Annotated in this window: 26 protein-coding genes; 15 read left to right on the top strand and 11 right to left on the bottom strand. The window is 72.7% G+C overall.

Annotated elements, in window-relative coordinates; translation table 11 throughout:
* Nucleotides 1–59 precede the first annotated feature (59 nt).
* Both ABZ452_RS23345 and ABZ452_RS23340 read right to left on the bottom strand, forming a co-directional pair.
* Entirely contained in the window at nucleotides 60–836 is a 777-nt protein-coding gene (locus tag ABZ452_RS23345) for a lysophospholipid acyltransferase family protein (RefSeq protein WP_357946524.1), read from the bottom strand.
* A 105-nt stretch (nucleotides 837–941) separates the two neighbouring features.
* Nucleotides 942–1,355, bottom strand: a complete 414-nt coding sequence (locus tag ABZ452_RS23340) for a VOC family protein (protein ID WP_357946521.1) — start codon at nucleotides 1,353–1,355, stop codon at nucleotides 942–944.
* A gap of 211 nt (nucleotides 1,356–1,566) precedes the next feature.
* Here ABZ452_RS23340 and ABZ452_RS23335 point away from each other — a divergent pair, with 211 nt between their 5' ends.
* Nucleotides 1,567–2,979 (top strand): cytochrome ubiquinol oxidase subunit I, encoded by a 1,413-nt coding sequence (locus tag ABZ452_RS23335; protein WP_357946518.1) that lies wholly within the window; start codon nucleotides 1,567–1,569, stop codon nucleotides 2,977–2,979.
* 14 nt (nucleotides 2,980–2,993) lie between these two features.
* A complete protein-coding gene (gene cydB / locus ABZ452_RS23330) occupies nucleotides 2,994–3,992 on the top strand; it encodes a cytochrome d ubiquinol oxidase subunit II (RefSeq protein ID WP_357946516.1) in 999 nt (332 codons plus the stop codon).
* A gap of 65 nt (nucleotides 3,993–4,057) precedes the next feature.
* On the opposite strand, the gene ABZ452_RS23325 is transcribed toward cydB, so the two are convergent.
* The 3 genes from ABZ452_RS23325 to ABZ452_RS23315 form a co-directional block, all read right to left on the bottom strand.
* Complete coding sequence (locus ABZ452_RS23325; protein ID WP_357946514.1) at nucleotides 4,058–4,948, bottom strand: GNAT family N-acetyltransferase; 891 nt, start codon at nucleotides 4,946–4,948, stop codon at nucleotides 4,058–4,060.
* 192 nt (nucleotides 4,949–5,140) lie between these two features.
* Nucleotides 5,141–5,821: a hypothetical protein gene (locus ABZ452_RS23320; protein WP_357946512.1), complete on the bottom strand. Its 681-nt coding sequence runs from the start codon at nucleotides 5,819–5,821 to the stop codon at nucleotides 5,141–5,143.
* Nucleotides 5,822–5,888: 67 nt separating this feature from the next.
* Nucleotides 5,889–6,731 carry a patatin-like phospholipase family protein gene (locus ABZ452_RS23315; protein WP_357946509.1) on the bottom strand — a complete coding sequence of 281 codons (843 nt, stop codon included), beginning with the start codon at nucleotides 6,729–6,731 and terminating at the stop codon, nucleotides 5,889–5,891.
* A gap of 77 nt (nucleotides 6,732–6,808) precedes the next feature.
* Here ABZ452_RS23315 and ABZ452_RS23310 point away from each other — a divergent pair, with 77 nt between their 5' ends.
* Complete coding sequence (locus ABZ452_RS23310) at nucleotides 6,809–7,537, top strand: SDR family oxidoreductase (protein ID WP_357946506.1); 729 nt, start codon at nucleotides 6,809–6,811, stop codon at nucleotides 7,535–7,537.
* Between the two features lie 49 nt (nucleotides 7,538–7,586).
* On the opposite strand, the gene ABZ452_RS23305 is transcribed toward ABZ452_RS23310, so the two are convergent.
* Both ABZ452_RS23305 and ABZ452_RS23300 read right to left on the bottom strand, forming a co-directional pair.
* Nucleotides 7,587–7,712 (bottom strand): hypothetical protein, encoded by a 126-nt coding sequence (locus tag ABZ452_RS23305; RefSeq protein ID WP_357946504.1) that lies wholly within the window; start codon nucleotides 7,710–7,712, stop codon nucleotides 7,587–7,589.
* Nucleotides 7,709–9,127 (bottom strand): OFA family MFS transporter, encoded by a 1,419-nt coding sequence (locus tag ABZ452_RS23300; protein ID WP_357946498.1) that lies wholly within the window; start codon nucleotides 9,125–9,127, stop codon nucleotides 7,709–7,711. Before ABZ452_RS23300 ends, ABZ452_RS23305 begins: the two co-directional genes overlap by 4 nt.
* A 176-nt stretch (nucleotides 9,128–9,303) precedes the next feature.
* Here ABZ452_RS23300 and ABZ452_RS23295 point away from each other — a divergent pair, with 176 nt between their 5' ends.
* The 6 genes from ABZ452_RS23295 (at nucleotide 9,304) to ABZ452_RS23270 (ending at nucleotide 15,257) form a co-directional block, all read left to right on the top strand.
* Nucleotides 9,304–9,876, top strand: coding sequence for a GNAT family N-acetyltransferase (locus tag ABZ452_RS23295; protein WP_357946495.1), 573 nt, complete (start codon nucleotides 9,304–9,306; stop codon nucleotides 9,874–9,876).
* 34 nt (nucleotides 9,877–9,910) lie between these two features.
* Complete coding sequence (gene pdxY / locus ABZ452_RS23290; RefSeq protein WP_357946492.1) at nucleotides 9,911–10,762, top strand: pyridoxal kinase PdxY; 852 nt, start codon at nucleotides 9,911–9,913, stop codon at nucleotides 10,760–10,762.
* Between the two features lie 153 nt (nucleotides 10,763–10,915).
* The gene (locus tag ABZ452_RS23285) at nucleotides 10,916–11,860 is read left to right on the top strand and encodes a TerC family protein (protein WP_357946490.1); all 945 of its coding nucleotides are present in this window, start codon (nucleotides 10,916–10,918) and stop codon (nucleotides 11,858–11,860) included.
* A 66-nt stretch (nucleotides 11,861–11,926) separates the two neighbouring features.
* On the top strand, nucleotides 11,927–12,379 hold the full coding sequence (locus ABZ452_RS23280; protein ID WP_357946487.1) for a helix-turn-helix transcriptional regulator: 453 nt from the start codon (nucleotides 11,927–11,929) through the stop codon (nucleotides 12,377–12,379).
* A 5-nt stretch (nucleotides 12,380–12,384) separates the two neighbouring features.
* Nucleotides 12,385–12,795: a VOC family protein gene (locus tag ABZ452_RS23275; protein WP_357946484.1), complete on the top strand. Its 411-nt coding sequence runs from the start codon at nucleotides 12,385–12,387 to the stop codon at nucleotides 12,793–12,795.
* An 83-nt stretch (nucleotides 12,796–12,878) separates the two neighbouring features.
* The gene (locus ABZ452_RS23270) at nucleotides 12,879–15,257 is read left to right on the top strand and encodes an excinuclease ABC subunit UvrA (RefSeq protein ID WP_357946482.1); all 2,379 of its coding nucleotides are present in this window, start codon (nucleotides 12,879–12,881) and stop codon (nucleotides 15,255–15,257) included.
* A 113-nt stretch (nucleotides 15,258–15,370) separates the two neighbouring features.
* Here ABZ452_RS23270 and ABZ452_RS23265 read toward each other — a convergent pair whose 3' ends face one another.
* Nucleotides 15,371–15,856, bottom strand: coding sequence for a carboxymuconolactone decarboxylase family protein (locus ABZ452_RS23265; RefSeq protein WP_357946480.1), 486 nt, complete (start codon nucleotides 15,854–15,856; stop codon nucleotides 15,371–15,373).
* A gap of 177 nt (nucleotides 15,857–16,033) precedes the next feature.
* Here ABZ452_RS23265 and ABZ452_RS23260 point away from each other — a divergent pair, with 177 nt between their 5' ends.
* A complete protein-coding gene (locus tag ABZ452_RS23260; protein WP_357946788.1) occupies nucleotides 16,034–16,948 on the top strand; it encodes an RNA polymerase sigma-70 factor in 915 nt (304 codons plus the stop codon).
* Between the two features lie 65 nt (nucleotides 16,949–17,013).
* On the opposite strand, the gene ABZ452_RS23255 is transcribed toward ABZ452_RS23260, so the two are convergent.
* Complete coding sequence (locus tag ABZ452_RS23255; protein ID WP_357946478.1) at nucleotides 17,014–18,108, bottom strand: hypothetical protein; 1,095 nt, start codon at nucleotides 18,106–18,108, stop codon at nucleotides 17,014–17,016.
* A 369-nt stretch (nucleotides 18,109–18,477) separates the two neighbouring features.
* On the opposite strand from ABZ452_RS23255, the gene ABZ452_RS23250 reads away from it, so the two are divergent.
* Both ABZ452_RS23250 and ABZ452_RS23245 read left to right on the top strand, forming a co-directional pair.
* A complete protein-coding gene (locus ABZ452_RS23250) occupies nucleotides 18,478–18,918 on the top strand; it encodes a nuclear transport factor 2 family protein (RefSeq protein WP_357946476.1) in 441 nt (146 codons plus the stop codon).
* A 97-nt stretch (nucleotides 18,919–19,015) separates the two neighbouring features.
* Nucleotides 19,016–19,954: a LuxR C-terminal-related transcriptional regulator gene (locus ABZ452_RS23245; RefSeq protein WP_357946473.1), complete on the top strand. Its 939-nt coding sequence runs from the start codon at nucleotides 19,016–19,018 to the stop codon at nucleotides 19,952–19,954.
* A gap of 69 nt (nucleotides 19,955–20,023) precedes the next feature.
* On the opposite strand, the gene ABZ452_RS23240 is transcribed toward ABZ452_RS23245, so the two are convergent.
* Together ABZ452_RS23240 and ABZ452_RS23235 are read right to left on the bottom strand one after the other, a co-directional pair.
* Nucleotides 20,024–21,247 (bottom strand): hypothetical protein, encoded by a 1,224-nt coding sequence (locus ABZ452_RS23240; RefSeq protein WP_357946470.1) that lies wholly within the window; start codon nucleotides 21,245–21,247, stop codon nucleotides 20,024–20,026.
* Between the two features lie 225 nt (nucleotides 21,248–21,472).
* A complete protein-coding gene (locus tag ABZ452_RS23235) occupies nucleotides 21,473–22,342 on the bottom strand; it encodes an aminoglycoside phosphotransferase family protein (RefSeq protein WP_357946468.1) in 870 nt (289 codons plus the stop codon).
* 94 nt (nucleotides 22,343–22,436) lie between these two features.
* Between ABZ452_RS23235 and ABZ452_RS23230 the strand changes: the two genes are divergently transcribed.
* The 3 genes from ABZ452_RS23230 (at nucleotide 22,437) to ABZ452_RS23220 (ending at nucleotide 25,463) form a co-directional block, all read left to right on the top strand.
* Nucleotides 22,437–23,444, top strand: a complete 1,008-nt coding sequence (locus ABZ452_RS23230) for a tyrosine-type recombinase/integrase (RefSeq protein WP_357946465.1) — start codon at nucleotides 22,437–22,439, stop codon at nucleotides 23,442–23,444.
* An 18-nt stretch (nucleotides 23,445–23,462) separates the two neighbouring features.
* Entirely contained in the window at nucleotides 23,463–24,488 is a 1,026-nt protein-coding gene (locus tag ABZ452_RS23225) for a hypothetical protein (RefSeq protein ID WP_357946463.1), read from the top strand.
* 93 nt (nucleotides 24,489–24,581) lie between these two features.
* Nucleotides 24,582–25,463, top strand: coding sequence for a tetrahydrofolate dehydrogenase/cyclohydrolase catalytic domain-containing protein (locus tag ABZ452_RS23220; protein WP_357946459.1), 882 nt, complete (start codon nucleotides 24,582–24,584; stop codon nucleotides 25,461–25,463).
* The last annotated feature ends 6 nt before the right edge of the window (nucleotides 25,464–25,469 follow it).

Genomic DNA, 25,469 nt, shown 5'->3' with positions numbered 1-25,469 from the left:
GGCCGGCCGGCGGTGACGCTGTCGCATACCCCGGTCGCCGGCCGGCGAAGCCTGCCCGGTCAGCGCGCCGGGCGGCGGCGGTGCACCCGGGTGGTCTCGATGGGCCGGCCGGGGTCGACGTGGCGGGGCCGGTCCGGCTCGTCGGGGCGCAGCGGCACGAGCTCGTCGGTGATCGCGTCGATGATCCGGCCGGTGGCCCGCCGGGCGGCGCCGGGGGTGCCGGGGTGCAGGTCGCGCAGCAGCACCGGGGCGCCGAAGCGCACCCGGATGACCGGCCGCCGCAGCACCGCCCGGGCGAGGCCGCGCAGCATGCCCTTCGGCGCCCGGTAGGGCAGCACCTCGTGGGAGCCCCACTGGGCGACCGGGACGACGGGGGCGCCGCTGGCGAAGGCGAGCCGGGCGGCGCCGGTCTTGCCGCGTTCGGGCCACATGCCGGGGTCCAGGCCGATGCGCCCCTCCGGGTAGACCAGCACCACCGAGCCGCCGGCCACCGCGCCGGCGGCGGTCTCCAGCGAGTGGTGCACGGAACCGGTTCCCCGGTCGACGCGGATGTGCCCGGCGCGGCGCATCAGCGACCCGATCACCGGGGCGCGGAACAGCCCGCCGGTGGCCATGATCCGCGGGTGGATGCCACGGACCTGGCAGGCGGCGGCGAGCACCACGGGGTCGAAGGGGCTGATGTGGTTGGCGGCCAGCACCAGCGGCCCGTGCCGCAGGTCGTCCGGCACGTCACCGCTGACCTCCAGGCGGCCGAGCAGGCCGACGAGGCCGCGGGCGGCCAGTTGCGCGGCGCGCCAGAGCAGGGGCGCCCGCCAGTGGGTGATCGGGGTGTCCATCAGTGCTGGATGGTCGCACGCGCCCGGGTGAGCGCGGGAACCGATCCCGGTGGGCGACGACTGCCGGTGCCCTCCGCCACGGCGGTGGGCACCGGCGAGGGGCCGCTATTCCGCGTAGGGCTGGTTCTCGCCCTGGGCGCTGTAGCCGAGGCTCCAGACGTAGCCGTCCGGGTCCGCGAACGAGCCGCCGTATCCGCCCCACGGAAGGGGGCCGGCGGGCTTGAGGATCGTGGCGCCGGCCTTCTCGGCCTCCGCCATGACCTCGTCGATCCGCCCCTCGCTGCGGACCACGTAGGTGAGGACGAGCCCGCTGAAGCCGCTGCCGTCCGGGCTGGTGCCCACCTGCTCGGCCAGGCCGTCGCGGCCGTAGAAGCCGACGGGGGAGCCGCCGTCCGGTGCGAAGAACACCGAGACGCCGTAGTCCTGTGCGATCTTCCAGCCGAGACCCTCCGTGTAGAACCGCTTGGACCGCTCCATGTCCCGTACGCCGAGGAGGATCGAGCTGACGTGGGCTTTCATGCGTTGTCTCCTTCTCCGTGCCTGCCGATCAGGTGCACGTCAGTCACGCTACGGAGCGGCCGCTGGCCGGCGCTTCTCGATTCCTGACCGGTTGCGAGGTGATCAGGGTCATTGGTCCCGGCCTGGATCGGGCCCTGTGGCCCTGCCGGCCTGTCTACGACGTCGAGTAGTATTTACTACGTCTCGTAGTATGCACAGCTGGGGGTTTCAGGTGGACGCGTTGGACGTCGCCCGCTGGCAGTTCGGTGTCACCACCGTCTACCACTTTCTCTTCGTGCCCTTGACCATCGGCCTGTCCGTGCTGGTGGCCATCCTGCAGACCCTGTGGCACCGCACCGGCAACGAGCGGTACCTCAAGCTCACCAAGTTCTACGGCAAGCTCTTCCTGATCAACTTCGCGATGGGCGTGGTCACCGGCATCGTGCAGGAGTTCCAGTTCGGCATGAACTGGTCGGACTACTCGCGCTTCGTCGGGGACATCTTCGGCGCGCCCCTGGCCATCGAGGCGCTTGTCGCGTTCTTCCTCGAGTCCACCTTCATCGGCCTGTGGATCTTCGGCTGGGACCGGCTGCCCAAGCGGCTGCACCTGGCCGCCATCTGGGCCGCGGCGATCGGCACCAACCTGTCCGCCTACTTCATCCTCGCCGCGAACTCGTTCATGCAGAACCCCGTCGGCTACCGGATCAACCCGGACACCGGCCGGGCCGAGCTGACCGACTTCGTCGCGGTGCTCACCAACAAGGTCGCCCTGGTGACCTTCCCGCACACCCTCGCCGGCGCGTTCCTGGTCGCCGGGTCCCTGATCGTGGCCGTCGGGCTGTGGCACGTCATCCGTGACCCCGGCGGCGCCGACACCGGCGCCTACCGCTTCGCCACGAAGTTCGGCTCCTGGGTGGTGCTGGTCTCCGCCGCGGCGGTGCTGTTCACCGGCGACATCCAGGGCAAGATCATGACCCAGGTGCAGCCCATGAAGATGGCCGCCGCCGAGGGCCTCTACACCACCGAGAGCCCCGCCTCGTTCTCCGTGCTCACCGTCGGCAGCCTCGACGGCAGCCGGGAGATCTTCGCCATCAAGATCCCGCACCTGCTGTCGTACCTGGGCACCGGCGACCCGAACGGCACCGTGCACGGCATCAACGACCTGCAGGCCCAGTACGCCAGCCAGTACGGCGCCGGCAGCTACACCCCGATCATCCCGGTCACCTACTGGAGCTTCCGCTTCATGATCGCGCTCGGGATGGCCGCCGCCGCGATCGCCCTGCTCGTGCTCTGGACCCAGCGCAAGGGCCGCACCCCGAGCAGCCGGTGGCTGCTGCGCGCCGGCCTCGTCATGCCGGCGCTGCCGCTGCTGGCCAACTCCTTCGGCTGGATCTTCACCGAGATGGGCCGCCAGCCGTGGATCGTCTTCGGCGAGATGCTCACCCGCAACGGCGTGTCCCGCAGCGTCTCGCTCACCGAGGTGCTCACCTCGTTCACCGCCTTCACCCTGATCTACGCCACCCTCGCGGTGATCGAGTTCAAGCTGCTGGTCCGCTACGCCAAGGCCGGCGTGCCCGACGTCAGCCCGCAGCCCGCCGCGGACGACACCGACGACGCCGAGCGCCCGCTGGCGTTCGCCTACTGACCCCGGAGCCCACCGTGGAACTGACGACCGTCTGGTTTCTCCTCGTCGCCGTGCTCTTCACCGGCTACTTCGTCCTCGAAGGCTTCGACTTCGGCGTCGGCATGCTGCTGCCCGTGCTCGGCCGCGACGACCGGGAACGCCGCGTCCTCATCAACACCATCGGCCCGGTCTGGGACGGCAACGAGGTCTGGCTGATCACCGCCGGCGGCGCCATGTTCGCCGCCTTCCCCGAGTGGTACGCCACCCTCTTCTCCGGCTTCTACCTGCCGCTGCTGCTGATCCTGCTCGCCCTCATCGCCCGCGGGGTGGCCTTCGAGTACCGGCACAAGCGCCCCGAGGCGGCCTGGAAGCGCCGCTGGGACACCGCCATCTTCGTCGGCTCGCTGCTGCCGGCGATCCTGTGGGGCGTCGCCTTCGCCAACATCCTGCGCGGCGTGCCGCTGACCGCCGACCACGAGTACGCCGGCGGCCTGCTCGACCTGCTCCACCCGTACGCCCTGCTCGGCGGGATGACCACCCTGGGCCTGTTCCTCACCCACGGCGCGGTGTTCCTCGCCCTGAAGACCAGCGGCGACATCCGGGAACGGGCGGGCGCGCTGGCCGTCCGGCTCGGCGCCGGCACCGCCGTGGTGGCGGTGGCCTTCCTGGCCTGGACGCTGACCATCCGCTCCAGCGGGGCCGCCGTCGTGCTCGCCGTCGGCGCCGCCCTGGCCCTGCTCGCCGGTGTCGCCGCCGCCCGGGTACGCCGGGAGGGCTGGGCGTTCACCGGCACCGCGGTGGCCATCGCCCTGGCCGTGGCGACCCTGTTCGCCGCGCTGTTCCCGAACGTGCTGCCCTCCACCCTGGACGCCGCCGGCACGCTCACCGCGACCAACGCCGCCTCCACCCCCTACACCCTGAAGATCATGACCTGGGTGGCGGTGGTGTTCACCCCGATCGTGCTGGCCTACCAGGGCTGGACCTACTGGGTGTTCCGCAAGCGGATCGGGGTACAGAACATCCCGCAACACTGACGAACCTGCGGGCGCGGGTGACGCGGGGCCGGTGCGAGGGGGTCGCACCGGCCCCGCGGGGCGTCTCAGACCAGGTCGATCCGCTCCCACTCGACCGGGTAGCCGGCCCGGGTGAAGGTGGCGGCCATCGGCGCGTTGCCCTGATCGGTGGCGGCCACGATCGTGTCGGCGCCCGCCTCGACCAGCAGGTGGGTGCCCTCGACGAGCAGGTCGAAGGCGTAGCCGTGGCCGCGCTGGCCGGGCAGCACGCCGACGAACCCCACGATGTGGTGGGCCTGGTTGTGGGTCGGCACGACCAGACCGACCGGCTCGCCGCCGGGGGTGAACGCCATCCGCCACCAGTCCCGGGGGCTCGGCATCCAGCGCAGCTGCTCCAGCTCCTCCTGCGCTGCCGCGAGCGGGCTGTGGGCGGCCGCCGCGGCCCGGAAGTGGGCGTCCAGGCTGCCCTCACCGATGCGGCGCAGCACGTCCAGGATCACCGCGTCGTCCGGCTCGGGCCGGAACTCCAGCCGCCCCGGCCGGGCCGGCAGGCCGCACCCGGGTGTCCAGTGGTAGCGGTACCGCTCGACCAGCACCCGCATGCCGGCCGCTGTCGCGGCGTCGATGCGGGCCTGCGCCTGGGCGCGCACCGCGGGATCCTGGCGCCAGCCGTAAGGGAGCAGGATCGAGTACTCGGCGCGCAGCGGCGCCGCGCGCAGCAACTCCACGGCCGCCCGCGCGTCGGTGAAGTCGAACCAGCGCAACGCCAGCGGCGCGGGGTCGTCCGGCCCGGCCCACCAGACGGCACGGGCGACCACCTCCCCGTCGCGCAGTGCCACCCAGGTCCACTCGGGGCGGAAGCCGCCGCCGGCGTACGTCTCGCCGAGCAGGGCGCGCCCGACCAGCGCCGGGTCGGGCAGGGAGTCGAAGAGCTTTTCCTCGCCCGCGACGAGCGGGCGGATGACCAGATCGGTCATGAGGGTCCTTCCAGGAAGCGGCACGCTCCCCGGGTTCAGGAACCCGACGTCCTCGCAGCCGGGTGGGAGCGCGTGACAGTCGTGCGTGCCATGGCGCTCACCTCCCTCCGGTCTCGTTCGAGGACGCGGCGGAACGGTAGCAGACGGCCCACGCCCCGGCCGAGGTGTTTTCCGGCCGGGGCGTGGGCGAACTCACCGGGCCTCGCGCAGCTCCGCCAGCCGGGCCTCGATCTCGGCCAGCTCGGCGCGCAGCTTCTCCGCCTGCTGCTCCGCCTCGGCCCGCTCGGCGGCCAGGATCTGCTCCACCGCCTCCTGCACGCCGGGCACGTCGACCAGCGCCACCATCCGCAGCGCCTCGGCCGGCTTCACCACGTACGGCCTGGCGAGGGCCTTCGCGCCCTGCTGCGCCGCCACCGTCCACTCGCCCTCGGCGTAGGCCAGCGTCACCGTCAACCCGGCCGGGGTCTTCGGCTTGACCGCCTTCACCGCCCGCCGCGCCGGCTTCGGCTCCGCCTGCTGCTCCACCCTCGGCTCCTCCCGCCGCGGCGCCGGCACCGGCGGCGCGTCCAACACGAACTCCGGCTCCGCCGGCGCGGCCTCGACCGGGGGCTCCGGCTTCGGCTCCGCCGGCCGCCGCCCGGCCCCCTTCGGCGCGATCGCCACGTCGGTGGGGGAGAAGGGCAGCTCGTCGCGGCCGAACCGCACCACCACGAACTCCTCGGACACCTCCGGGTCGGTCAGCTCCACCACCTGCCCGAGCTGGCCCGCCATCTGCCCGGCCGCCGCCGTGAACACCACCCTGGGCTTGCGGCCGGCCGCCAGCGCCTCCCGGATGCCCTGTACCTCGTCAGTGGACAAACCCTGGCCCGCCATCACAGCCCTCTTCCGTACCCGTGTCTGATGCCTGCCTTGATACCAGCCGGCACCGACACCCGGAAGATCAACCCCCGGCCATCCAGACGGCGGCCACCTCCTCGGCCACCGCGGCCGCCTGCGCGAACCCGGCCCGCGCCGACGCCGCCCGCCGGGCCGGATCCAGCACGTTGCGTCCGATCGCCGCCCGTGCCGCCCGGTCCGGCGACACCACCGCCACGCCCGCGCCCGCCGACCGCAACCGCGCCACCTGCGCCGACAGCCGCGGCATCGGCCCGAACCCGGCCCGCGTCGGCGCGAGCACCACCACCGCCCGGGCGCCGGCCGCCAGGTCCGCGTTCACCGCCGAGCGCACCCCACCGTCGACGTACCGCCGGCCGCCGATGGTGACCGGCGGCCACACCCCCGGCACCGCGCAGCTCGCACCCACCGCGTCCACCAGCGCCACCCCCGAGCCGGCGTCGAAGACCACGAACTCGCCGGAGGCCGCGTCCACGGCGGTCACCAGCAGCCGCCGCGGCGGCCATTCCCGCACCGGCAGCCGCGCCGCGATGACCGCCCGCCGCGACTCCTCAGAGGGGGTACGCGCCGCCAGGGCCATCGCACCGACCCGGGCCCGCGCCAGCACCTCGTCGCGCCCCCGGGCGCCCGCCCACGCCCAGCGGGCCAGCACCCCGACCCCCAGCCGGGCCGCCACCTCACCCCGGGCGGGGCGCAGCTGCGCCGCGTACAGCTCCTCGACCGGCGTGCCGGAGCACACCTGTGCGCCCACCAGCGAACCGGCCGAGGTGCCCACCACCAGCTCCGCCCCGGTGACGTCCAGCCCGCGCGCCGCCAGCCCGGCCAGCAGCCCCAACTCCCAGGCCACGCCGGTCACCCCACCGCCACCCAGCACCAGCGCCCGCGTCATGTGTGATCGTCCTCTCCACCGGATGCCGCGCCGATCACGGTAACGTCACCCGCACCGCCAGGGCAGGGGAGAGAACATTGACCTCCGTCACCATCGTCACCGGTGGGGGGCGCGGCATCGGCGCGGCCACCGCCCGCCGCCTCGCCGCCGCCGGCCACGACGTGGTCATCGGCTACCGCAGTGACCACGCCGCCGCCGACGCCGTCCTCGCCGACGTGCGGGCCGCCGGCCGCCGCGGCGTGGCCGTCGCGGCCGACACCACCGACCCCGACCAGGTCCAGCGCCTCTTCGACGCCGCCGCGAGGCTGGGCCCGCTCACCGGCCTGGTCAACAACGCCGGCATCACGAGCCCGATCGGGCCCTTCACCGACCTGCGCGTCGAGGACCTGCGCCAGGTCGTCGACGTCAACCTCGTCGGGTACGTCCTCTGCGCCCAGCAGGCCGCCCGGCGCATGACCGGTGGCGGCGCCATCGTCAACGTCTCCTCGGCCGCCGCCACCCTGGGCAGCCCCGGCGAGTACATCCACTACGCGGCCGTCAAGGCCGCCACCGACACCCTCACCGTGGGCCTCGCCAAGGAACTCGCCCCGCGGGGCATCCGGGTCAACGCCGTCGCCCCCGGCATCATCCGCACCGACATCCACGCCCTGTCCGGCGTACCCGACCGCCCCGACACCGCGGCGGGCCGCGTCCCGCTGGGCCGCGCCGGCGAACCCGACGAGGTCGCCGGCGCCGTCGCGTTCCTCCTCGGCCCCGACGCCTCCTACACCACGGGCGCCGTCCTGCGCGTCGCCGGCGGCCTCTGACCGCCAGGGCGGCCCGGGGCGGGTCGCCCCCGGGCCGCCGCCGCGTGCGCTAGTGGGTGAACAGCTTCGCCGCCGTGATCACCGTCTGCACCACGCCGTACCCCAGCAGCGCCGACACCACCACCCACGACACCACCAGGCGGACCCGCTGCCCGCCACCGTCCTGCTCGTTCACGACCCGCTCCTCTCCGCCGTCACCGGCTGCGCTCCCTGGACACCGTCCGGACCCGACGCGGGCTCGTGGAACCGTTCCGGCACCGGCCGGATCAGCAGGTTCGCCACGAAACCGACCGCCAGCACCCCGACCATCGTGAACAGCGCCGGCCGGTAAGCCGCCGCCGTCAACGTGCCCGGCTTGCCCTGCGCGTCCAGGAACGCGTTCACGATCAGCGGACCGGCCACCCCGGCCGCCGACCACGCCGTCAGCAGCCGGCCGTGGATCGCGCCCACCTCGAACGTGCCGAACAGGTCCCGCAGGTACGCCGGCACCGTGGCGAACCCGCCGCCGTAGAACGACAGGATCACGCACGCGAACAGCACGAACAGCCCCGTCGCCGCTTGCCCGAACAGGGCCAGCAGCACGTACAGCACCATCCCGACCCCGAGGTACAGCAGGTAGATCGGCTTGCGGCCGATCAGGTCCGACGTCGAGGACCACACGAACCGGCCGGCCATGTTGAACAGCGACAGCAGGCCCACGAACCCGCCGGCCGCCGCCACCGACACCGCCGAGGTCCCGTTGTCCCGGAAGAAGTCCTGGATCATCGGGCTGGCCTGCTCCAGGATCCCGATCCCCGCCGTCACGTTGCAGAACAGCACCACCCACAGCAGCCAGAACGAGCGGGTTTTCACCGCGTTCGCCGCCGACACGTTCGCCGTGGTCACCAGCGGTTTCGCGGCGACCCGCGCCGGGTCGAACCCGGCCGGCCGCCAGTCCGCGGCGGGCACCCGCACGTTGAACACCCCGACCATCATGATCACGAAGTAGCCGACGCCCAGCGTCAGGAACAGCCACACCAGGGCGCCGCCCGACGCCGTCGAGCCGGCGTTCGCCGGGTCGTACCCCGGGTCGTAGAACGACAGCAGCTGCCGGGACAGGGGAGAGGCCACCATCGCCCCACCACCGAACCCCATGATCGCCAACCCGGTCGCCAGGCCCGGCCGGTCCGGGAACCACTTGATCAACGTGGAGACGGGGGAGATGTACCCGATTCCCAGCCCGATCCCGCCCAGCACCCCGTACCCCAGGTACAGCAGCCACAGCTGCGTCGTGGCGATGCCCAGGGCGCCGACCAGGAACCCGGCCGCCCAGAAGCACGCCGAGACGAACATGGCCTTGCGCGGCCCGTTCGCCTCGACCCACGTGCCCGCCACCGCCGCCGACAACCCCAGCATCACGATCGCGATGCTGAAGATCACCCCGATCGCCGTCTGACCCGTGTCGAAGTGCGCGATCAGGGAGTTCTTGTACACGCTGGTGGCGTAGACCTGCCCGATGCAGAGATGGATCGCCAGCGCGGCGGGCGGTATCAGCCAGCGGCTGTAGCCCGGCGGCGCGACGGTGTGCCGACGATCGAGTGCGGAAAGCATGGGTGCTTCCTCTCGGGAGAATGGTGCGACACCCGTTCATGCCCCCGGCCCGTGCCGCGGCGAAACCCGCCACGCGCCGGGCGGTCGAAACGCTGAGCCGAACGGTCGACCCTCCCGGCGCCCCCGCACCGGCCGTCGCGCGGCCGTCACCGCCCGTCGTGGCGGATCATGGGCACATGCCGCTGCTCACCACCCCCGCCCTGCGTCCCGGCGCCCTGGCCGGGCAACCCCAGCCCGACCTCGACACCGGCGACCTGCTCCTGCGCCCCTGGCGCCCCGCCGACCGGCCCGCCGTCGTCGCCGCGTACGCCGACCCGGCCGTCCGCCGCTGGCACTGCCGCGCCATGACCGACCACGAGGCCCGCGACTGGATCGACTCCTGGCCGCGCCGCTGGCGGCAGGAGACCGGCGCCGGCTGGGCGGTCACCGACCACACCGGTGTGCTCGGCCAGATCAGCCTCCGCACCCTCGATCTGCCCGAGGCCCAGGCCGAGGTGTCGTACTGGGTGCTGCCCGCCGCCCGGGGCCGGCGCGTCGCCGCCCGCGCCCTGACCGCCCTGGCCGCGTTCGGCTTCGACGGGCTCGGCTTGCACCGCGTCTGGCTGCGCCACTCCACCGCCAACCCGGCCTCCTGCCGGGTGGCCGACCGCGCCGGCCTCACCGCCGAGGGCACCCACCGCGGCGCCGCCCGGCACACCGACGGCTGGCACGACATGCACGTGCACGCCCGCCTGCGTACCGACACCTGACCGGCGCCGCCGCCACGGATGCGACGATGAGCCCGTGAAGATCCTGTCCATCCAGTCGTCGGTCGCCTACGGGCACGTCGGCAACTCCGCCGCCGTGTTCCCGCTGCAGCGGCTCCGCCACGAGGTGTGGCCGGTGCTGACCGTGCACTTCTCCAACCACACCGGGTACGGCGCCTGGCGGGGCCCGCTGCTGCCCCCGGCCGACGTCGCCGAGGTGATCGCCGGCATCGAGGACCGCGGTGTCCTCGGCACCGCCGACGCGGTGCTCTCCGGCTACCAGGGCGACCCGGCGATGGGCGCGGTGATCCTCGACGCGGTCGCGCGGGTGAAGGCCGCCAACCCGGACGCCCTGTACTGCTGCGACCCGGTGATGGGCGACGTCGGCCGGGGCATGTTCGTCCGGCCGGGCATCCCCGAGTACCTGCGCGACACCGTCGTGCCCCGCGCGGACATCGTCACCCCGAACCAGTTCGAGCTGGAGTTCCTCGCCGGCCGCAGCACCGACACCCTGGACGACCTCCTCGCCGCCGTCGACGTCGTCCGCGCCACCGGACCACGGCACGTGCTGGTCACCAGCGTGCTGCACGGCGACCTCCCCGCCGGGTCGCTGGAGGTCGTGGCCGTCTCCGACGACGGCGCCTGGGCGGTCACCACGCCGCTGCTGCCGATCACCCCCAACGGCGGCGGCGACGTCACCGCCGCGCTCTACCTCGCCCACCTCGCCACGTCCGGGTCACCGGAGACGGCCCTGGAACGCACCACCAACTCCATCTACGCCGTCCTCGAGGCCACGCTGGCCGCCGGCACCCGGGAGCTGCAACTCGTCGCCGCCCAGGACGCCATCGCCGACCCGCCCACCCGGTTCGGCGCCCGCCGCCTGCGCTGAGCGGACACCCGCCGCGCCGGTCGGGGGACTTCGCCGGACCGCCGTCCCCCGACCGGCGGCTCGCCTAGGCTCGAAAGGCGACGCAGCCCGCCGCGCGCCCGCGGGCCGGCACGGGCCCCGGCCCCGCCCTGCTGCGAACGCGGAGGACGCCGGATGGAGGGAACCACCTTCACGGCGCCGGCCTGGGCCTGGCTGGCCGTCGGCGCGGTCATCGCCGTCATGCTCGCCGTCGACGTGTTCTCCCACCGCGACCACCACGTCATCGAACTGCGCGAGGCGCTGCTCTGGAGCGCGGTGTGGATCACCGCCGGGGTCACCTTCGGGCTGGTGATCTGGCTCTGGCGGGGCAGCGGGCCGGCGGTGGCGTACTACTCCGGGTACCTGCTGGAGAAGGCGCTGTCGGTCGACAACGTGTTCGTCTTCGCACTGCTGTTCGGATACTTCCGGGTACCCGCCGCGTACCAGCACAAAGTGCTCTTCTGGGGGGTGCTCGGGGCCCTCGGCTTCCGGCTGGTGTTCATCTTCGCCGGCGCGGCGCTGCTGGAGCGCCTCACCTGGGCCGGTGTCGTGCTCGGCGCGTTCCTCATCTGGACGGGCTGGCGCCTCGCCGTCCGCGGCGAGCCGGACGTCGACCCCGACCGCAACATCGCCGTCCGGACCTTCCGCCGGCTGGTGCCCACCGAGTCCCGCTACCACGACGGCCGCTTCACCGCCCGGGTCGACGGCCGCCGCAAGGGCACCGTGCTGCTGATCGCGTTGGTGGCGATCGAGGCCACCGACGTCGTCTTCGCCATCGACTCGGTCGCGGCGATCCTGGCCATCACCACCAACACGTTCCTGGTCTGGACCGCCAACGCCTTCGCCGTGCTCGGGCTGCGCAGCCTGTACTTCTGCCTGGCCGGCCTGCTGCGGCACTTCGGCTACCTGCGCTACGGGCTGGCGGTGCTGCTCGCGTTCGCCGGGGTGAAGCTGATCCTCGCCGAGACCCCGGTGGGCAAGCTGCCGGTCTGGCTCACCCTCGCCGTGGTGGTGCTGACCCTCGCCACCGCCGTCGGCTGGAGCGCGGTGGCCGCCCGCCGGGGCGCCCGAGCCCGCTGACCGGCCCGCCGGACACCCACCGCGACGCGGTGGGCAACCCCCACGCGACGTGGCACGATCTGGCAGGTGACCAGCAGTTCCGACCCGGCGCAGCACCTGCGCGACCTCACCCGGCTGCGCCGCGTCCGCGACCGCATCGACCGTGAGTACGCCCAGCCACTGGACGTCGAGGCGCTCGCCCGCGGCGCGCACATGTCGGCCGGGCACCTCAGCCGCCAGTTCCGGCTCGCCTACGGCGAGTCCCCGTACGCCTACCTCATGACCCGGCGCATCGAACGGGCCATGGCGCTGCTGCGTCGCGGCGACCTCAGCGTCACCGAAGTCTGTTTCACGGTCGGCTGCTCGTCGCTGGGCACCTTCAGCACCCGCTTCACCGAACTGGTCGGCATCCCGCCGAGCACCTACCGGGCCCGGGCCGCGGCCGGCGGCGCCAACGAGCTGCCGCCGTGCCTGGCCAAACAGGTGACCAGACCGATCAGGAATCGAGAAGCGCCCGCCGTCACGCCGCACCTAGCCTGACTGCCATGGACATCACCATCAACACCACCGTCCTCCCGCACGACGACCCCGACGCCTCGCTGGCCTTCTACCGCGACGTCCTCGGTTTCGAGGTCCGCAACGACGTGGGACAGGGCCGGCTGCGCTGGATCACGGTCGGCCCCGCCGGGCAGCCCGACACGTCCATCCTGCTGGCGCCGCCGGCCGTCGACCCCGGGGTCACCGACGAGGAGCGCCGTACCATCGTCGAGATGATGGCCAAGGGCACCTACGGTTGGATCCTGCTGGCCACCCACGACCTCGACGCCACCTTCGAGAAGCTCCAGGCCGGCGACGCCGAGGTGGTCCAGGAGCCGATCGAGCAGCCCTACGGCGTCCGCGACTGCGCGTTCCGCGACCCCGCGGGCAACCTGATCCGGATCAAGGAGCTGCGCTGATCTGTCGGACCGACATGATCAGATCGAGCCAGCCGACGCCGACGGAGGCCGCGGAGGCGGCCCACGTGACAGATGGAGACACGATGAGGACGGACACCCCGTCGCCCGCGCAGCACGTCGCCGACACCCATGACCTGATCCGCGTGCAGGGAGCACGCGAGAACAACCTCAAGGACGTCAGCATCGAGATCCCGAAGCGCCGGCTGACCGTCTTCACCGGCGTCTCCGGCTCCGGCAAGAGCTCACTGGTGTTCGGCACCATCGCCGCGGAGTCGCAGCGGCTCATCAACGAGACCTACAGCGCCTTCGTGCAGGGCTTCATGCCCACCCTCGCGCGGCCCGAGGTCGACATCCTCGACGGGCTGACCACCGCGATCATCGTCGACCAGGAGCGGATGGGCGGCAACCCCCGCTCCACCGTCGGCACCGTCACCGACGCCAACGCCATGCTGCGCATCCTCTTCAGCCGCCTGGGCCAACCCCACATCGGGTCGGCCCAGGCGTTCTCCTTCAACGTCGCCTCCATCAGCGGCGCGGGCGCCGTCACCCTCGAACGTGGCGGTCAGACCACCAAGGAGCGCCGCAGCTTCAGCATCACCGGCGGCATGTGCCCACGCTGCGAGGGCACGGGCTCGGTGACCGACTTCGACCTGACCCAGCTGTACGACGACAGCAAGTCACTCAACGAGGGCGCGCTCACCGTCCCCGGCTACAGCATGGACGGCTGGTACGGCCGCATCTTCAGCGGCTGCGGCTTCTTCGACCCGGACAAGCCGATCCGCAGGTTCACGAAGAGGGAGTTGCACGACCTGCTCTACAAGGAGCCGGTCAAGATCAAGGTCGAGGGCATCAACCTGACGTACGAGGGCCTCATCCCGAAGATCCAGAAGTCGATGCTGGCCAAGGACGTCGACTCGATGCAGCCCCACATCCGCGCGTTCGTGGAACGGGTCGTCACCTTCACCACCTGCCCCGACTGCGAGGGCACCCGGCTCAGCGAGGCGGCCCGCTCGTCGAAGATCAGCGGCATCAGCATCGCCGACGCGTGCGCCATGCAGATCAGCGACCTCGCCGCCTGGGTACGCGGCCTCGACGAGCCGTCGGTGGCGCCGCTGCTGGCGAAGCTGCAGCACACCCTCGACTCGTTCGTCGAGATCGGGCTCGGCTACCTGTCCCTCAGCCGGCCGTCCGGAACGCTGTCCGGCGGCGAGGCCCAGCGCACCAAGATGATCCGCCACCTCGGCTCCTCGCTCACCGACGTGACCTACGTCTTCGACGAACCCACCATCGGGCTGCACCCCCACGACATCCAGCGGATGAACGACCTGCTGCTGCAACTGCGCAACAAGGGCAACACCGTCCTCGTCGTCGAGCACAAACCCGAGACGATCGCCATCGCCGACCACGTCGTCGACCTCGGCCCCGGCGCCGGCACCGCCGGCGGTGAGGTGGTCTTCGAGGGCACCCTGGACGGGCTGCGGGCCAGCGGCACGCTCACCGGGCAGCACCTGGACGACCGGGCCCACCTCAAGCCGTCCGTCCGCACCCCCTCCGGAACGCTGCAGGTGCGCGGCGCCGACACCCACAACCTGCGCGACGTCGACGTCGACATCCCGCTCGGGGTGCTCGTCGTCGTCACCGGCGTGGCCGGCTCCGGCAAGAGCTCACTCATCCACGGCTCGGTGTCCGGGCGCGACGGGGTGGTGACGGTCGACCAGGGCGCCATCCGCGGCTCCCGGCGCAGCAACCCGGCCACCTACACCGGGCTGCTCGACCCGATCCGCAAGGCCTTCGCCAAGGCCAACGGCGTGAAGCCCGCGCTGTTCAGCGCCAACTCCGAGGGCGCCTGCCCCACCTGCAACGGCGCCGGCGTCATCTACACCGACCTGGCCATGATGGCCGGCGTCGCCACCACCTGCGAGGAGTGCGAGGGCAAGCGCTTCCAGGCATCCGTCCTGGAATACCACTTCGGCGGCCGCGACATCAGCGAGGTGCTCGCCATGTCCGTCACCGAGGCCGAGGAGTTCTTCGGCGCCGGCGAGGCCCGCACCCCCGCCGCCCACAAGATCCTCGACCGGCTCGCCGACGTCGGCCTCGGCTACCTCACCCTCGGCCAGCCGCTCACCACCCTGTCCGGCGGCGAGCGCCAGCGCCTCAAGCTGGCCACCCAGATGGCCACCAGCGGCGGCGTCTACGTCCTCGACGAGCCGACCACCGGCCTGCACCTCGCCGACGTCGAGCACCTGCTCGCCCTGCTCGACCGCCTCGTCGACTCCGGCAAGTCGGTCATCGTCATCGAGCACCACCAGGCCGTCATGGCGCACGCCGACTGGATCGTCGACCTGGGTCCCGGCGCCGGCCACGACGGCGGCCGGATCGTCTTCGAGGGCACCCCCGCCGACCTCGTCGCCGCCCGCTCCACCCTCACCGGCGAACACCTCGCCGCCTACGTCGGCGCCTGACCGACCCACGCCGAGCGGCGGGACGAAGTGGCCCCCTGCGCCACCCCGTCCCGCTGCCCGACACGCCGGGGGAGCGGCCCGGGCCGGACGATCCCCGGCCGGGCCGCCCCCGATCACTTCAACGCGGCGGCGAACATGCCGGGCTCGTAGGAACCGCCCCGCTGGTGCACGATCACCGACAACCGGTTCGCCGCGTTGATCAGCGCGACCAGGGCGACCAGCGCCGCGATCTGATCGTCGTCGTAGTGCTTGCGCACCGCCTCCCACGTCTCGTCCGACACCCCCTGGTGGGCGTCGGCCAGCCGGGTGCCCTCCTCGGCGAGCGCCAGCGCCGCCCGCTCGGCCTCGGTGAACACCGTCGACTCGCGCCACGCGGCCACCAGGTTGAGCCGCACCGGCGTCTCACCGGCGGCCGCCGCCTCCTTGGTGTGCATGTCGATGCACCACCCACAGCCGTTGATCTGGCTGGCACGCAGCGACACCAGCTCCTGCGTCGAACTCGGCAGCGGCGACTGGTGGATCACCAGCGCGGCGTTGGCGAACCGCTTGGCGAACTTGACGGCGATCTCGTTGGCGAACATGTCGAACCGAGCATCCATGGCTCGTCCTCCCTCGTGGCGTCGCATCGGACCACCACGAGATGCCGGGCGACCCCACCCCCGTGACAGCGCGCCCGCGTGACGAGCACCACAACCATCACCGCCGCCCCGGTGTCACACGACGGCCCGGCCCGGCATCTGATGGGGGAGACCGACGAGACCGAACAGGAGCCACCCATGGCCGGCACGGCGCAGAGCGCACCCGACGACCGCCCGGACCCCGCCACCGAGGTGTTCCTCGCCCACCGCAACCTGCTCTTCACGGTCGCCTACGAGATGCTCGGCTCGGCCGCCGACGCCGAGGACGTCCTGCAGGAGACCTGGCTGCGCTGGGTCGGCGTCGACCTCGCCACCGTGCGGGAACAGCGCGCCTACCTGGTCCGGATCACCACCCGCCAGGCGCTCGCCCGACTGCGCACGCTCGGCCGCCGCAAGGAGTCCTACGTCGGCTCCTGGCTGCCCGAGCCCCTGCTGACCGCGCCCGACGTGGCCGAGGACGTCGAGCTGGCCGACAGTGTCTCCATGGCGATGCTGCTGGTGCTGGAGACCCTCACACCCACCGAACGGGCCGTGTTCGTGCTGCGCGACGTGTTCGACCTCGGATACGACGAGATCGCCGAAGCCGTCGACAAGAGCCCCGCCACGGTCCGCCAGATCGCCCACCGCGCCCGGGGACATGTCACCGCCCGCCGCCCGCGCGGGGTCGTGTCCGCCGCACAGACCCGCGACGCGCTCGCGGCGTTCCAGAAGGCGACCGCCACGGGCGACCTGCAGGGCCTGCTCGACATCCTCGCACCGGATGTCGTGTTCCTCGGCGACGGCGGGGGAGTCAAGCAGGCCGTCGCGCGGCCCGTCGTCGGGGCCGACAAGGTGGCCCGCCTGCTGGCCGCCGGCCTGGGCCGGATCGCCGCGCTCATGTCGGTGCGACCGGCGCAGGTCAACGGCTACCCGGCGCTGATCCTCCAGCAGGGCGACGAGATCGACACCGTCCTGGCGGTGCGCATGGACGACGGCCTCGTCACCGGCCTCTACGCCGTCCGCAATCCCGCGAAGCTGTCGCACATGGAGCACGAGATCAGCCTGCGCCGATGACAGTGCCAGCCATGGCCACCGGTTCCGTCAGGTGCGCACCGCCACCACCGGTCACCCGTCGTGGGTCACCGGATGGCCCGGCGCCGTCGGGTCAGGAGCAGCAGCACACCGCCACCCACCAGCATGGCGAGGCCGATACCGGCGGTCAGCCCGGCCTGGGGCCCGGTGATCGGCAGGCTGCCGCCACCACCAGTGCCACCACCGTTGCCGGGGTTGCCGCCACTACCTCCGCCGCTGCTGTTCGCGACCACCACGACCGCGAACCCGTCCTCGTTGTCGCTGTCGTCCACGTCGGCCGCCCGTACGGCGACGGCGTTCGCGGGAAGGGCGCTCCGCGCCGGGCCGGAACGGTCCGACCCAGGCTCGCTCAGGCCCTCGACCCGGACGGTCCCGTTTCGCAACGTGACCGGCGCCTTCGTGGCGGCCGGCACCGTCACCAGGTGGTACAGCTCGACGGCGGAGTAAAGCTGGTCGTTCGGGTCGGTGTCCTGGTCGACCGGAACGAGGGCCAGCCGGTCGTAGGTGCAGACCGCCGTGCGCCCGCCGTCACCGAGGACGCATTCACCCGGCGGTCTCGTGAACGTCGCGCCCTCGGGCAGGCGCAGCTCGACCTTGACGCCGTCGACCGGCTTCCGCCCCTGGTTGGCGATCGTGTAGCGCACCGCGCCCGTCTCGCCCGGGTTCAACGTGCCGGTGGACTTGAGGCTGCCGTCGGCAGCGATCCGTACCGACTGCGTCACGTCCGGCGCGATCACCGAAAGGTCGGCCTCGGGGTGGTCCACCACCTCGATCGGGAACCACTTCGTGTTGTCGGCCGGATTCGTGTCGACCGGTTCGACCTCGACGGTCACCTTGATCCGGCCCGCGATGGGCTCGTCGGTCTGGACGGTGGCGCGGACGGGAAGCTCCACCGTCTCGCCCGGCCCCGGAAGCTGATCCTGCAGCAGGTCGCAGTACCAGCCGGAGAAGTCGCCGTCGCACTCACCCAGCCCGCCGGTCGGCCAGAGCGTGAGCTTGAAATCCAACGCATCCAGCTCCGATGCGTCGACCCGGATGACGACCCGGGTCGGGGTCGCGTCACCCCGGTTGCTGATCTTCAGGTGAAGCGTCTTCTTCGTGACCCCCAGCGGAATCGTCCCGCCGGCCAGATCGACGGTCACGTCCGTACCCGCCCGCGGCGCGGTGACGTCCGTACCCGCCCGCGGCGCGGTGACGTCCGTACCCGCCGGGGAAGCGGTGGCGTCCGTACCTGCCGGCGAAGCGGTGGCGTCCGTACCTGCCGGCGCCGCCGAGGCGGACGCGGCGGGCACGCCGACCCCTCCGAGAAGAAGCAACACGGTGGCCACCGTTCGGGGCAGCCACGGAAGTCCGAACCTCATGACGGAGCCCTCCGGATGAACGGACGGTGCGATCCGTGGACACTATCGGCAACCGGCCGGGTTCGGTATCCCCCGCATGACCCGTGTCGGACCGCACTGGAAGCCCTCAGGCACACGAGGGTTCCCTCCGAGAAGAAGGGGCAGGAGAACATGCCGGGACGACGCGAGCCAGACGAAACCAGGATCCGCGAACAGATCGACGGGATCGTCGAAGGACTGCGGAACAAGGATCTCGAGGGCCTGCGGCGGCTCTACACGACGGACGTGGTGTCCTTCGACGTCGAACCGCCGCTGCAACACGTCGGAGTGGACGCCAAACTCAAGAACTGGGCGAACGTCTTCGCGTTCTTCGACAGCGTGTCCTACGAGGTCCGGGATCTGACCCTCACCGTCGGCGACGACGTCGCATTCGGACACGCGTTCGGCCGGCTCAGCGGCACACTGAAGGACGGGACGGCGACGAACGGCATGTGGGTCCGGGCCACCTTCTGCTTCGAGAAGGTCGACGGGACCTGGCTGATCGCCCACGACCAGGTCTCCGTGCCGCTCGACATCCGCACCGGCAAGGGAGTGGTCGACCTGCAGCCCTGACCGGCACCCCGAGACCGGCCGAGCCGCAACGGCGGGGCGGCCACCCACCTGGAGATCGTGATAGACACCAGTTGTGGGTGCACTGCGCGACCTCGGAATGTCCGACGCGACCGAACGCGCCTACCTGGCCCTCGTGCAGGGCGGACCTCCACACCGCGAGAAGCTCGCCGCACGGCTCGGCATCGACGTGGTCGCTGTCGACTCCGCCCTCGACGAACTGGCCGGCCTCGGCCTCGTGGAGCTCGACGGGGAGAGGTGGGTCCCGCTGCCGCCCCGGCTCACCCTCGAGGTCCTCGCCGAACAACACCTGCGTGCCGCCGCGGCCGCCCGAGAGGGCTCCGAGGCGCTGGGGCGGCTGTGGGCGGAGCAGTCACCCCTGCCCGACTACCTGGAGGTGCTGACCACCACCGACAGCACGGTCGCGGCCCAGGAGAAGCTGCACCGCGAGGTCCGCACCCAGGCCATGGCACTCTCCGTCGGACCCGTCGGCAACGGCGCGCCCCAGCTGGCGCAGGCACCCGGCTCCGCCGAGGCGATGCGCCGGGGCGTCACGTACCGCGTCGTCTACAGCACCCACATCCTCCGGCAGCCCACGGCGATGGCGCTCGTCCAGCAGGCGATCTCGGCGGGGGAGTCCGCCCGGGTCTTCCCGAACGTCCCCTTCAACCTGACCATCGCCGACGGCCGGTGGGCGATCCTCACCGCACCCATGCCCGGCGCCGAGCGTCTGCACGGGCTGGTGATACTCGGCGGCGGTTTCCTCGACGCCGTGATCGGCGTTTTCGAGTCGTTCTGGGCACTCGGCGTGCCGATCTCCGCCCTTCCCCTCGACGGCACGCCCGACGGTGGCCCCAGCCAGTCGGGCCGGCATCTGCTCACCCTGCTCGGTGCGGGCCTCACCGACGAGTCGATCGCGCGGGAGCTGGGAGTCAGCGAGCGTACGGTCACCAGGAGGATCGCCGCCCTGCAGAAGTCACTCGGCGCCCGCAGCCGCTTCCAGCTGGGCGTGCAGGCAGCACGCCGCGGCTGGCTCTGACACCGCCGTCGACCGCCAACCGGGCCGGCCATCCACGGGGGACAGCCGGCCCGGTTCACCTGCGGCGGATCACTCGTTCGCGTCCGGCGCGACGAACACCGGCAGCTGCTGCTCGAACCGCAGATCGAGGGTGGACGTCGGCAGGATGTGACCCTGCTTCTGGGCGCCCGCGGCGAGATCCGCACCCCAGGTCGACGCCCGGAGCCGCTGATTCGGGGTGCCGTGGTGGCCGTCCGCGGTGAACGAGCAGTCGCCCACCTCGTAGAAGGCCCGCTCCGCCTCCAGGACCCGGCGGTCGTTCAGAGCCAGACCACGCGCGTGGGTGACGAAGTAGGTGCCGAAGGCGTCGGCCATCAGCTCGGTGCGGCGCGTGGCCTCGGGACCGGTGAGCGGGCTGTCGAACAGGCCGGCCTCGTACTGGACGTGGTGGGCCATCTCGTGACCGAGCACCGCGCGCGGCCCGGCGTCGCTGATGCCCAGCACCTCCAGCGCGGTGAACATGCCCTCGCCGAAGACCATCTTGTCGGGCAGGCCGGCGAAGGGCGGCCCGGTCTCGTCCGCCGCGCTGAACGCGAAGGCGTTGAGGGTGAACAGCGGGCTGTCCCCGCCGGCGAGGCCCGGGTCGGAGTCGATGATCGCGATGAGCTGTTCGGCGATGCTGCGGGCGTCGTCACCGGTCAGACCCAGGAAGAGCGTGACCATCCGGGCGACCCGCTCGGGATCCTGCAGCATGTCGTTCTGCATGGCGAAGAAGTCGACGTCGCCGAGCGGGACGTCCCAGAACTTCTGCGCGGCGCGGAAGGCCCGCGACATCGAGTTCTGGTACTGCGCGGGCAGACCGTAGTCGGCCTGGTCCGCCGACGAGCCGTACAGGACCGCGTCGTAGGTCGGGTAGTCCAGGACACCGAAGATGACCAGGATGAACAGCGTGCCGATGTCGATGCCGCCGACAACCTCGTCCGCCCAGGCGCTGAAGGCGGTGTCACCGCACTCGTAGTCGCCGGGGTCGATGGCTGCCGCGATGGCGTTGCGCAGACCGGAGGGCTCGATGCCGGACTCGGCCCGCACGGCGGCGAGGCGGGCACGCCAGTCCGCGGGTAGCTGCGCGGCGATCTTGTCGATCTTCGCCTGGGTCACCGGGTCGGTCGTGGTGGCGGTGGCGAGGTCGTAGGTGTAGGTCTGCGACGCGGTGGTCGCGCGGGCGGGTTCCGCCGCGGCGGCCGGCAGTCCGGGCCCCACGATGAGGGCCATGCTGGAGACTGCGGTGACCAGCCAAAGGGCGTTTTTCCTCATGTACGCTCCCTGGGTTGTTCGGCCGGGAGCCGCCCGCGATGCGGACGGCTCCGGTGCAGTCAGCATCGGGTCCGGCCCGGCGAAACGACAGGGCCCGCAGGTGGCGGAAAGTCGCCATGGCCGAATCCAGACGCACTCGCAGGGCCGGTGGCCGCACGCTGCCCCAACGGCAGATTCGATAATGCACATTATGTCAAGTAAGTAGGTTCCGGGCCTCCCCGTCGGTCAGGGCACGACCGGATCGGCGAGGACCGCCGCCAGGACCCGCACCTGCTCCTCGTGCCGGTCGCCCGGACGCGCCAGCTGGATGAGCGCCTTCCACAGCGCCCAGCCACGGGCGCGCCGCCAGGCGTCGTCGGGCAGGCCGACCGCCTCGCGGAACACCTGCCGCTCCGGACCCACGAACCAGGTCCAGGCCGGCACCAGGTCGCACGCCGGGTCCCCGACACCGCAGGTGCCGAAGTCGATGACCGCGGACAGCCGCCCGCCCGCCACGAGCAGGTTGCCCACGGCGACGTCGCCGTGGAACCACACCGGCGGCCCCGGCCACGCCGAGGTCAACGCGTGCGCCCAGACGTCCCGGCAGGCGGCGGTGTCCACCCGGCCGCGCAGCACGTCCAGGGCGTCCTGCACCTCGTCGCCGTAGGCGCTCGGGTGGCAGCCCCGGAAGAAGGAGTGCCGCCCGGCAGCCGGACCGCCGGCAGCGGGCGCCCGTCGCAGCGCGGTGAGGAAAGCGCCGAGGTCGCGCGCCACGGCCGGCCGGTCGACCTGCCCGGCGGCCTCCAGGGTGTCGCCGGGCAGCCAGCGCCGCACCGACCAGGGGTACGGGTAGCCGGCGCCGGGCGCTCCGACGGCGAGCGGTTCGGGTACGGGCAGCGGCAGGCGGCGGGCCAGTTCCGGCAGGCAGCGGTCCTCCTTGGCGACGCCGGGCACGTAGCCCTCGGCGCTGGGTAGTCGCACGACGAGGTCGTCGCCGAGGCGGAACGTCCGGTTGTCCCACCCCTGCCGGTCCACCGGAGCGACCGGCAGGTGCGCCCATCGTGGAAACTGCGCGGCGACGAGCCGGCGTACGAGTTGTTCGTCGAGGTCCACCACGGGACCAGTCTGTGTGGCGGGACAAGTGGTTTCCCGGGTCGCTCCCCCGGACCGGGCCCTGACAGGAACGCGAAAATCATGCATAATATGCCTTATGCATGACAAACCGGACGAATCGGTGGAGCGGCTGATCGAGGAGTTCCTGACCGCCCGGGCCACCCGGAAGCCCTCCCCCCATACCCTGGCCGCGTACCGGCGGGACCTGACCACCGTGGCGGGCCTCGTGGCTACCGGGGACGGCACCACTCCCCTCCCCCTCGACCAGCTCCGCGTCACCGCCCTGTCCCCCCGGGTCATGCGCGCGGCGTTCGCCCGCTTCGCCGCTCCCCGCGCCGCCGCCTCCGTCCACCGTGCCTGGTCCACCTGGAACAGCTTCTTCACGTTCCTGGTGGCCGAGGGTGTCGTACCGGGGAATCCGATGCCGGCGGTGGGGCGGCCCCGGACGCCGCTCCCCCAGCCCAAGCCGCTGCGGGGCGAGGACACCCCGGAGGAACTGCTGGCCGCGGTGGCCCGGGAGGACGGCCGGCAGCGCGACCCGTGGCCGGAGCGGGACCTGGCGGTGCTGGCGTTGGCGCTCTGCGCGGGCCTGCGCCTGTCGGAGCTGCTGGCGTTGCGGGTGGCGTCGGTGGCCGGCCGGGCCGGTGAGCGCCGGGTGGACGTGGCCGGCAAGGGCGGCCGGCCGCGCACGGTGCCGATCGAGGCGGGTGTGGACCGGGTGCTGGTGGACTACCTGGACAGCCGGCGGCGGCGGTTCGGGGCGCGCACCGTCCGGCCGGATGCGCCGCTGCTGGTGGATCGGCAGGGAGAGCCGCTGCGCCGCGGCGGCCTGCAGTACCTGGTGGAGTCGTGTTACCGGCGGGCGGGGATCGGTGACCGGGTGCCGCGGGGTGCGCGGTTGCACGCGTTGCGGCACACGTTCGCGACGCGGTTGGCGGAGGACGGGGCGAGCGCGGCGGAGATCATGCGGTTGCTGGGGCACGCGTCGTTGGCGTCGTCGCAGACGTACATCGAGGTGACGGCGGGTCAGCAGCGCGCGGCGGTGGCGTCGAACCGCACGAACCGGGCCCTGGCCGGTCTGGTGGCGCGGCGGGAGGGGTCCTGAGCGGGCAGCATGGTCGGGATGCGGGTGGGTGATGCGCGGGCGGTGGCGGTGCAGTGGGTGCGCGGGGAGATGGCCCGGGATCCGTCGATCGGGGGCGCGTTCTTCAGCGGGTCGACGGTGGGTCTGCCGGATGAGGCGGTGCTGGCGCCGTCGTCGGATGTGGACGTGCTGCTGGTGCGGGACGCCGCGGGGGCGAAGGTGGGCAAGTTCCGGCACCGTGGGGTGCTGTTGGAGGTGTCGGCGCTGACGTGGGCGGAGTTGGGGTCGCCGGCGGACGTGCTGGGTTCGTGGGTGTTCGCGCCGATGTTCCGCGCGGATGCGGTGATCGCGGACCCGTCGGGCCGGCTGGCGGCGATCCGGGACCGGGTGACGGCGGGGTTCGCGGATCCGGTGTGGGTGCGGCGGCGGTGTGCCGGGGTGCGGCGGCGCATCGAGGGTGGGTTGGCGCGGCTGGACGACGGTGCGTCGCTGGCGGAGCAGGTGCTGGCGTGGGTGTTCCCCACGTCGGTGCTGGCGGTGTTGCCGGCGGTGGCGGGGTTGCGGGATCCGACGGTGCGGCGGCGGTACGTGCTGGCGCGGGAGGTGTTGGCCCGGTACGGGTTCGCCGACCGGTACGAGGAGTTGCTGGCGTCGCTGGACGGCGGTGGGGTGGGTCCGGGTCGGGTGCGGGAGCACCTGGCGGGGTTGGCGGTGACGTTCGACGAGGCGGCGCGGGTGGCGCGTACCCCGTTTCCGTTCGTCGCGGACCTGTCGGCGGCGGGGCGGCCGGTGGTGCTGGACGGGAGCGCGGAGCTGGTGGCGGCGGGCGCGCACCGGGAGGCGATGTTCTGGGTCGTGGTGACGTACGCGCGGTGTCACGCGGTGCTGGCGGTGGACGCGCCGGAGCGGGAGCGGGCGTTGCGGCCGGCGTTCGAGGCGGTGTTGGCGGACCTGCGGGTGGCGTCGGTGGTGCAGCGGCGGCGGCGGGCGGCGGCGCTGGTGGGGTCGTTGCCGCGATGGGCGGCGGTGGCGGATGCGGTCGTGGAGCGGGCTGTGGCAGGCTGAGGGGTGAACGCGACTGGCGGCACGGGGATGGGCAACCATCGGGGAGCTCGGCGCGGGGGTCGACCGCCTGGGCCTCCGTGGGCGGGGTGCGGCATGTCTTCTTCGGGTACGACGACGGCGCGGCTGCTGCCGGGTGCGCCGGTGGCGGCGCAGGTGCTGGCGGAGGTCGCCGAGTCGGTGGTGGCGTTGCGCGCGGCCGGGGTGACGCCGGCGTTGGCGACGGTGCTGGTGGGCGACGACGACGCGAGCGCGGGTTACATCAGGATCAAGCAGCGGCAGGCGGCGGAGCTGGGTTTCGTGTCGCCGCACGTGCATCTGCGGGCGTCGGCGTCGCAGGCGGACCTGCACGCGGTGCTGGCGGATTTCAACGCGGACAAGGCCGTGCACGGGGTGCTGGTGCAGTATCCGATCCCGGGGCATCTGGACTACGACCGGGCCCTGGCGGAGCTGGACCCGGACAAGGACGTGGACGGGATGCATCCGGTGAACATGGGCCGGTTGGCGTTGGGGTTGCCGGGTCCGTTGCCATGCACGCCGGCGGGGATCGAGGCGTTGCTGGCGTTCCACGGGGTGCCGGTGGCGGGCCGGGAGGTGGTGATCCTGGGTCGGGGCGCCACGCTGGGCCGGCCGTTGGCGATGTTGCTGGCGCAGAAGCGGCCGACGGCGAACGCGGCGGTGACGGTGGTGCACACGGGGGTGCCGGACTGGCCGCGGTACACGCGGCGGGCGGACATCCTGGTGGCGGCGGCCGGGGTGCCGGGGATCGTCCAGCCGGAGCATGTGCGTCCGGGTGGTGTGGTGGTCGGTGGCGGGGTGCGTTACGAGGGGCGGCGGCTGCTGCCGGACGTGGACGAGTCGTGTGCCGAGGTGGCGGGGGCGATCACGCCGCGGGTCGGCGGGGTGGGTCCGACGACGGTGGCGATGTTGTTCCGCAACGCGGTGCGCGCGGCGGAGCGGGCGTCCGGGCTGGGCTGAGCGGCC

The sequence above is a fragment of the Micromonospora sp. NPDC005707 genome, assembly GCF_040631005.1.
Taxonomy (GTDB): domain Bacteria; phylum Actinomycetota; class Actinomycetes; order Mycobacteriales; family Micromonosporaceae; genus Micromonospora.
Note: the sequence above shows the minus strand (reverse complement) of the source record. Positions and strands in the feature narration are given on the sequence as shown.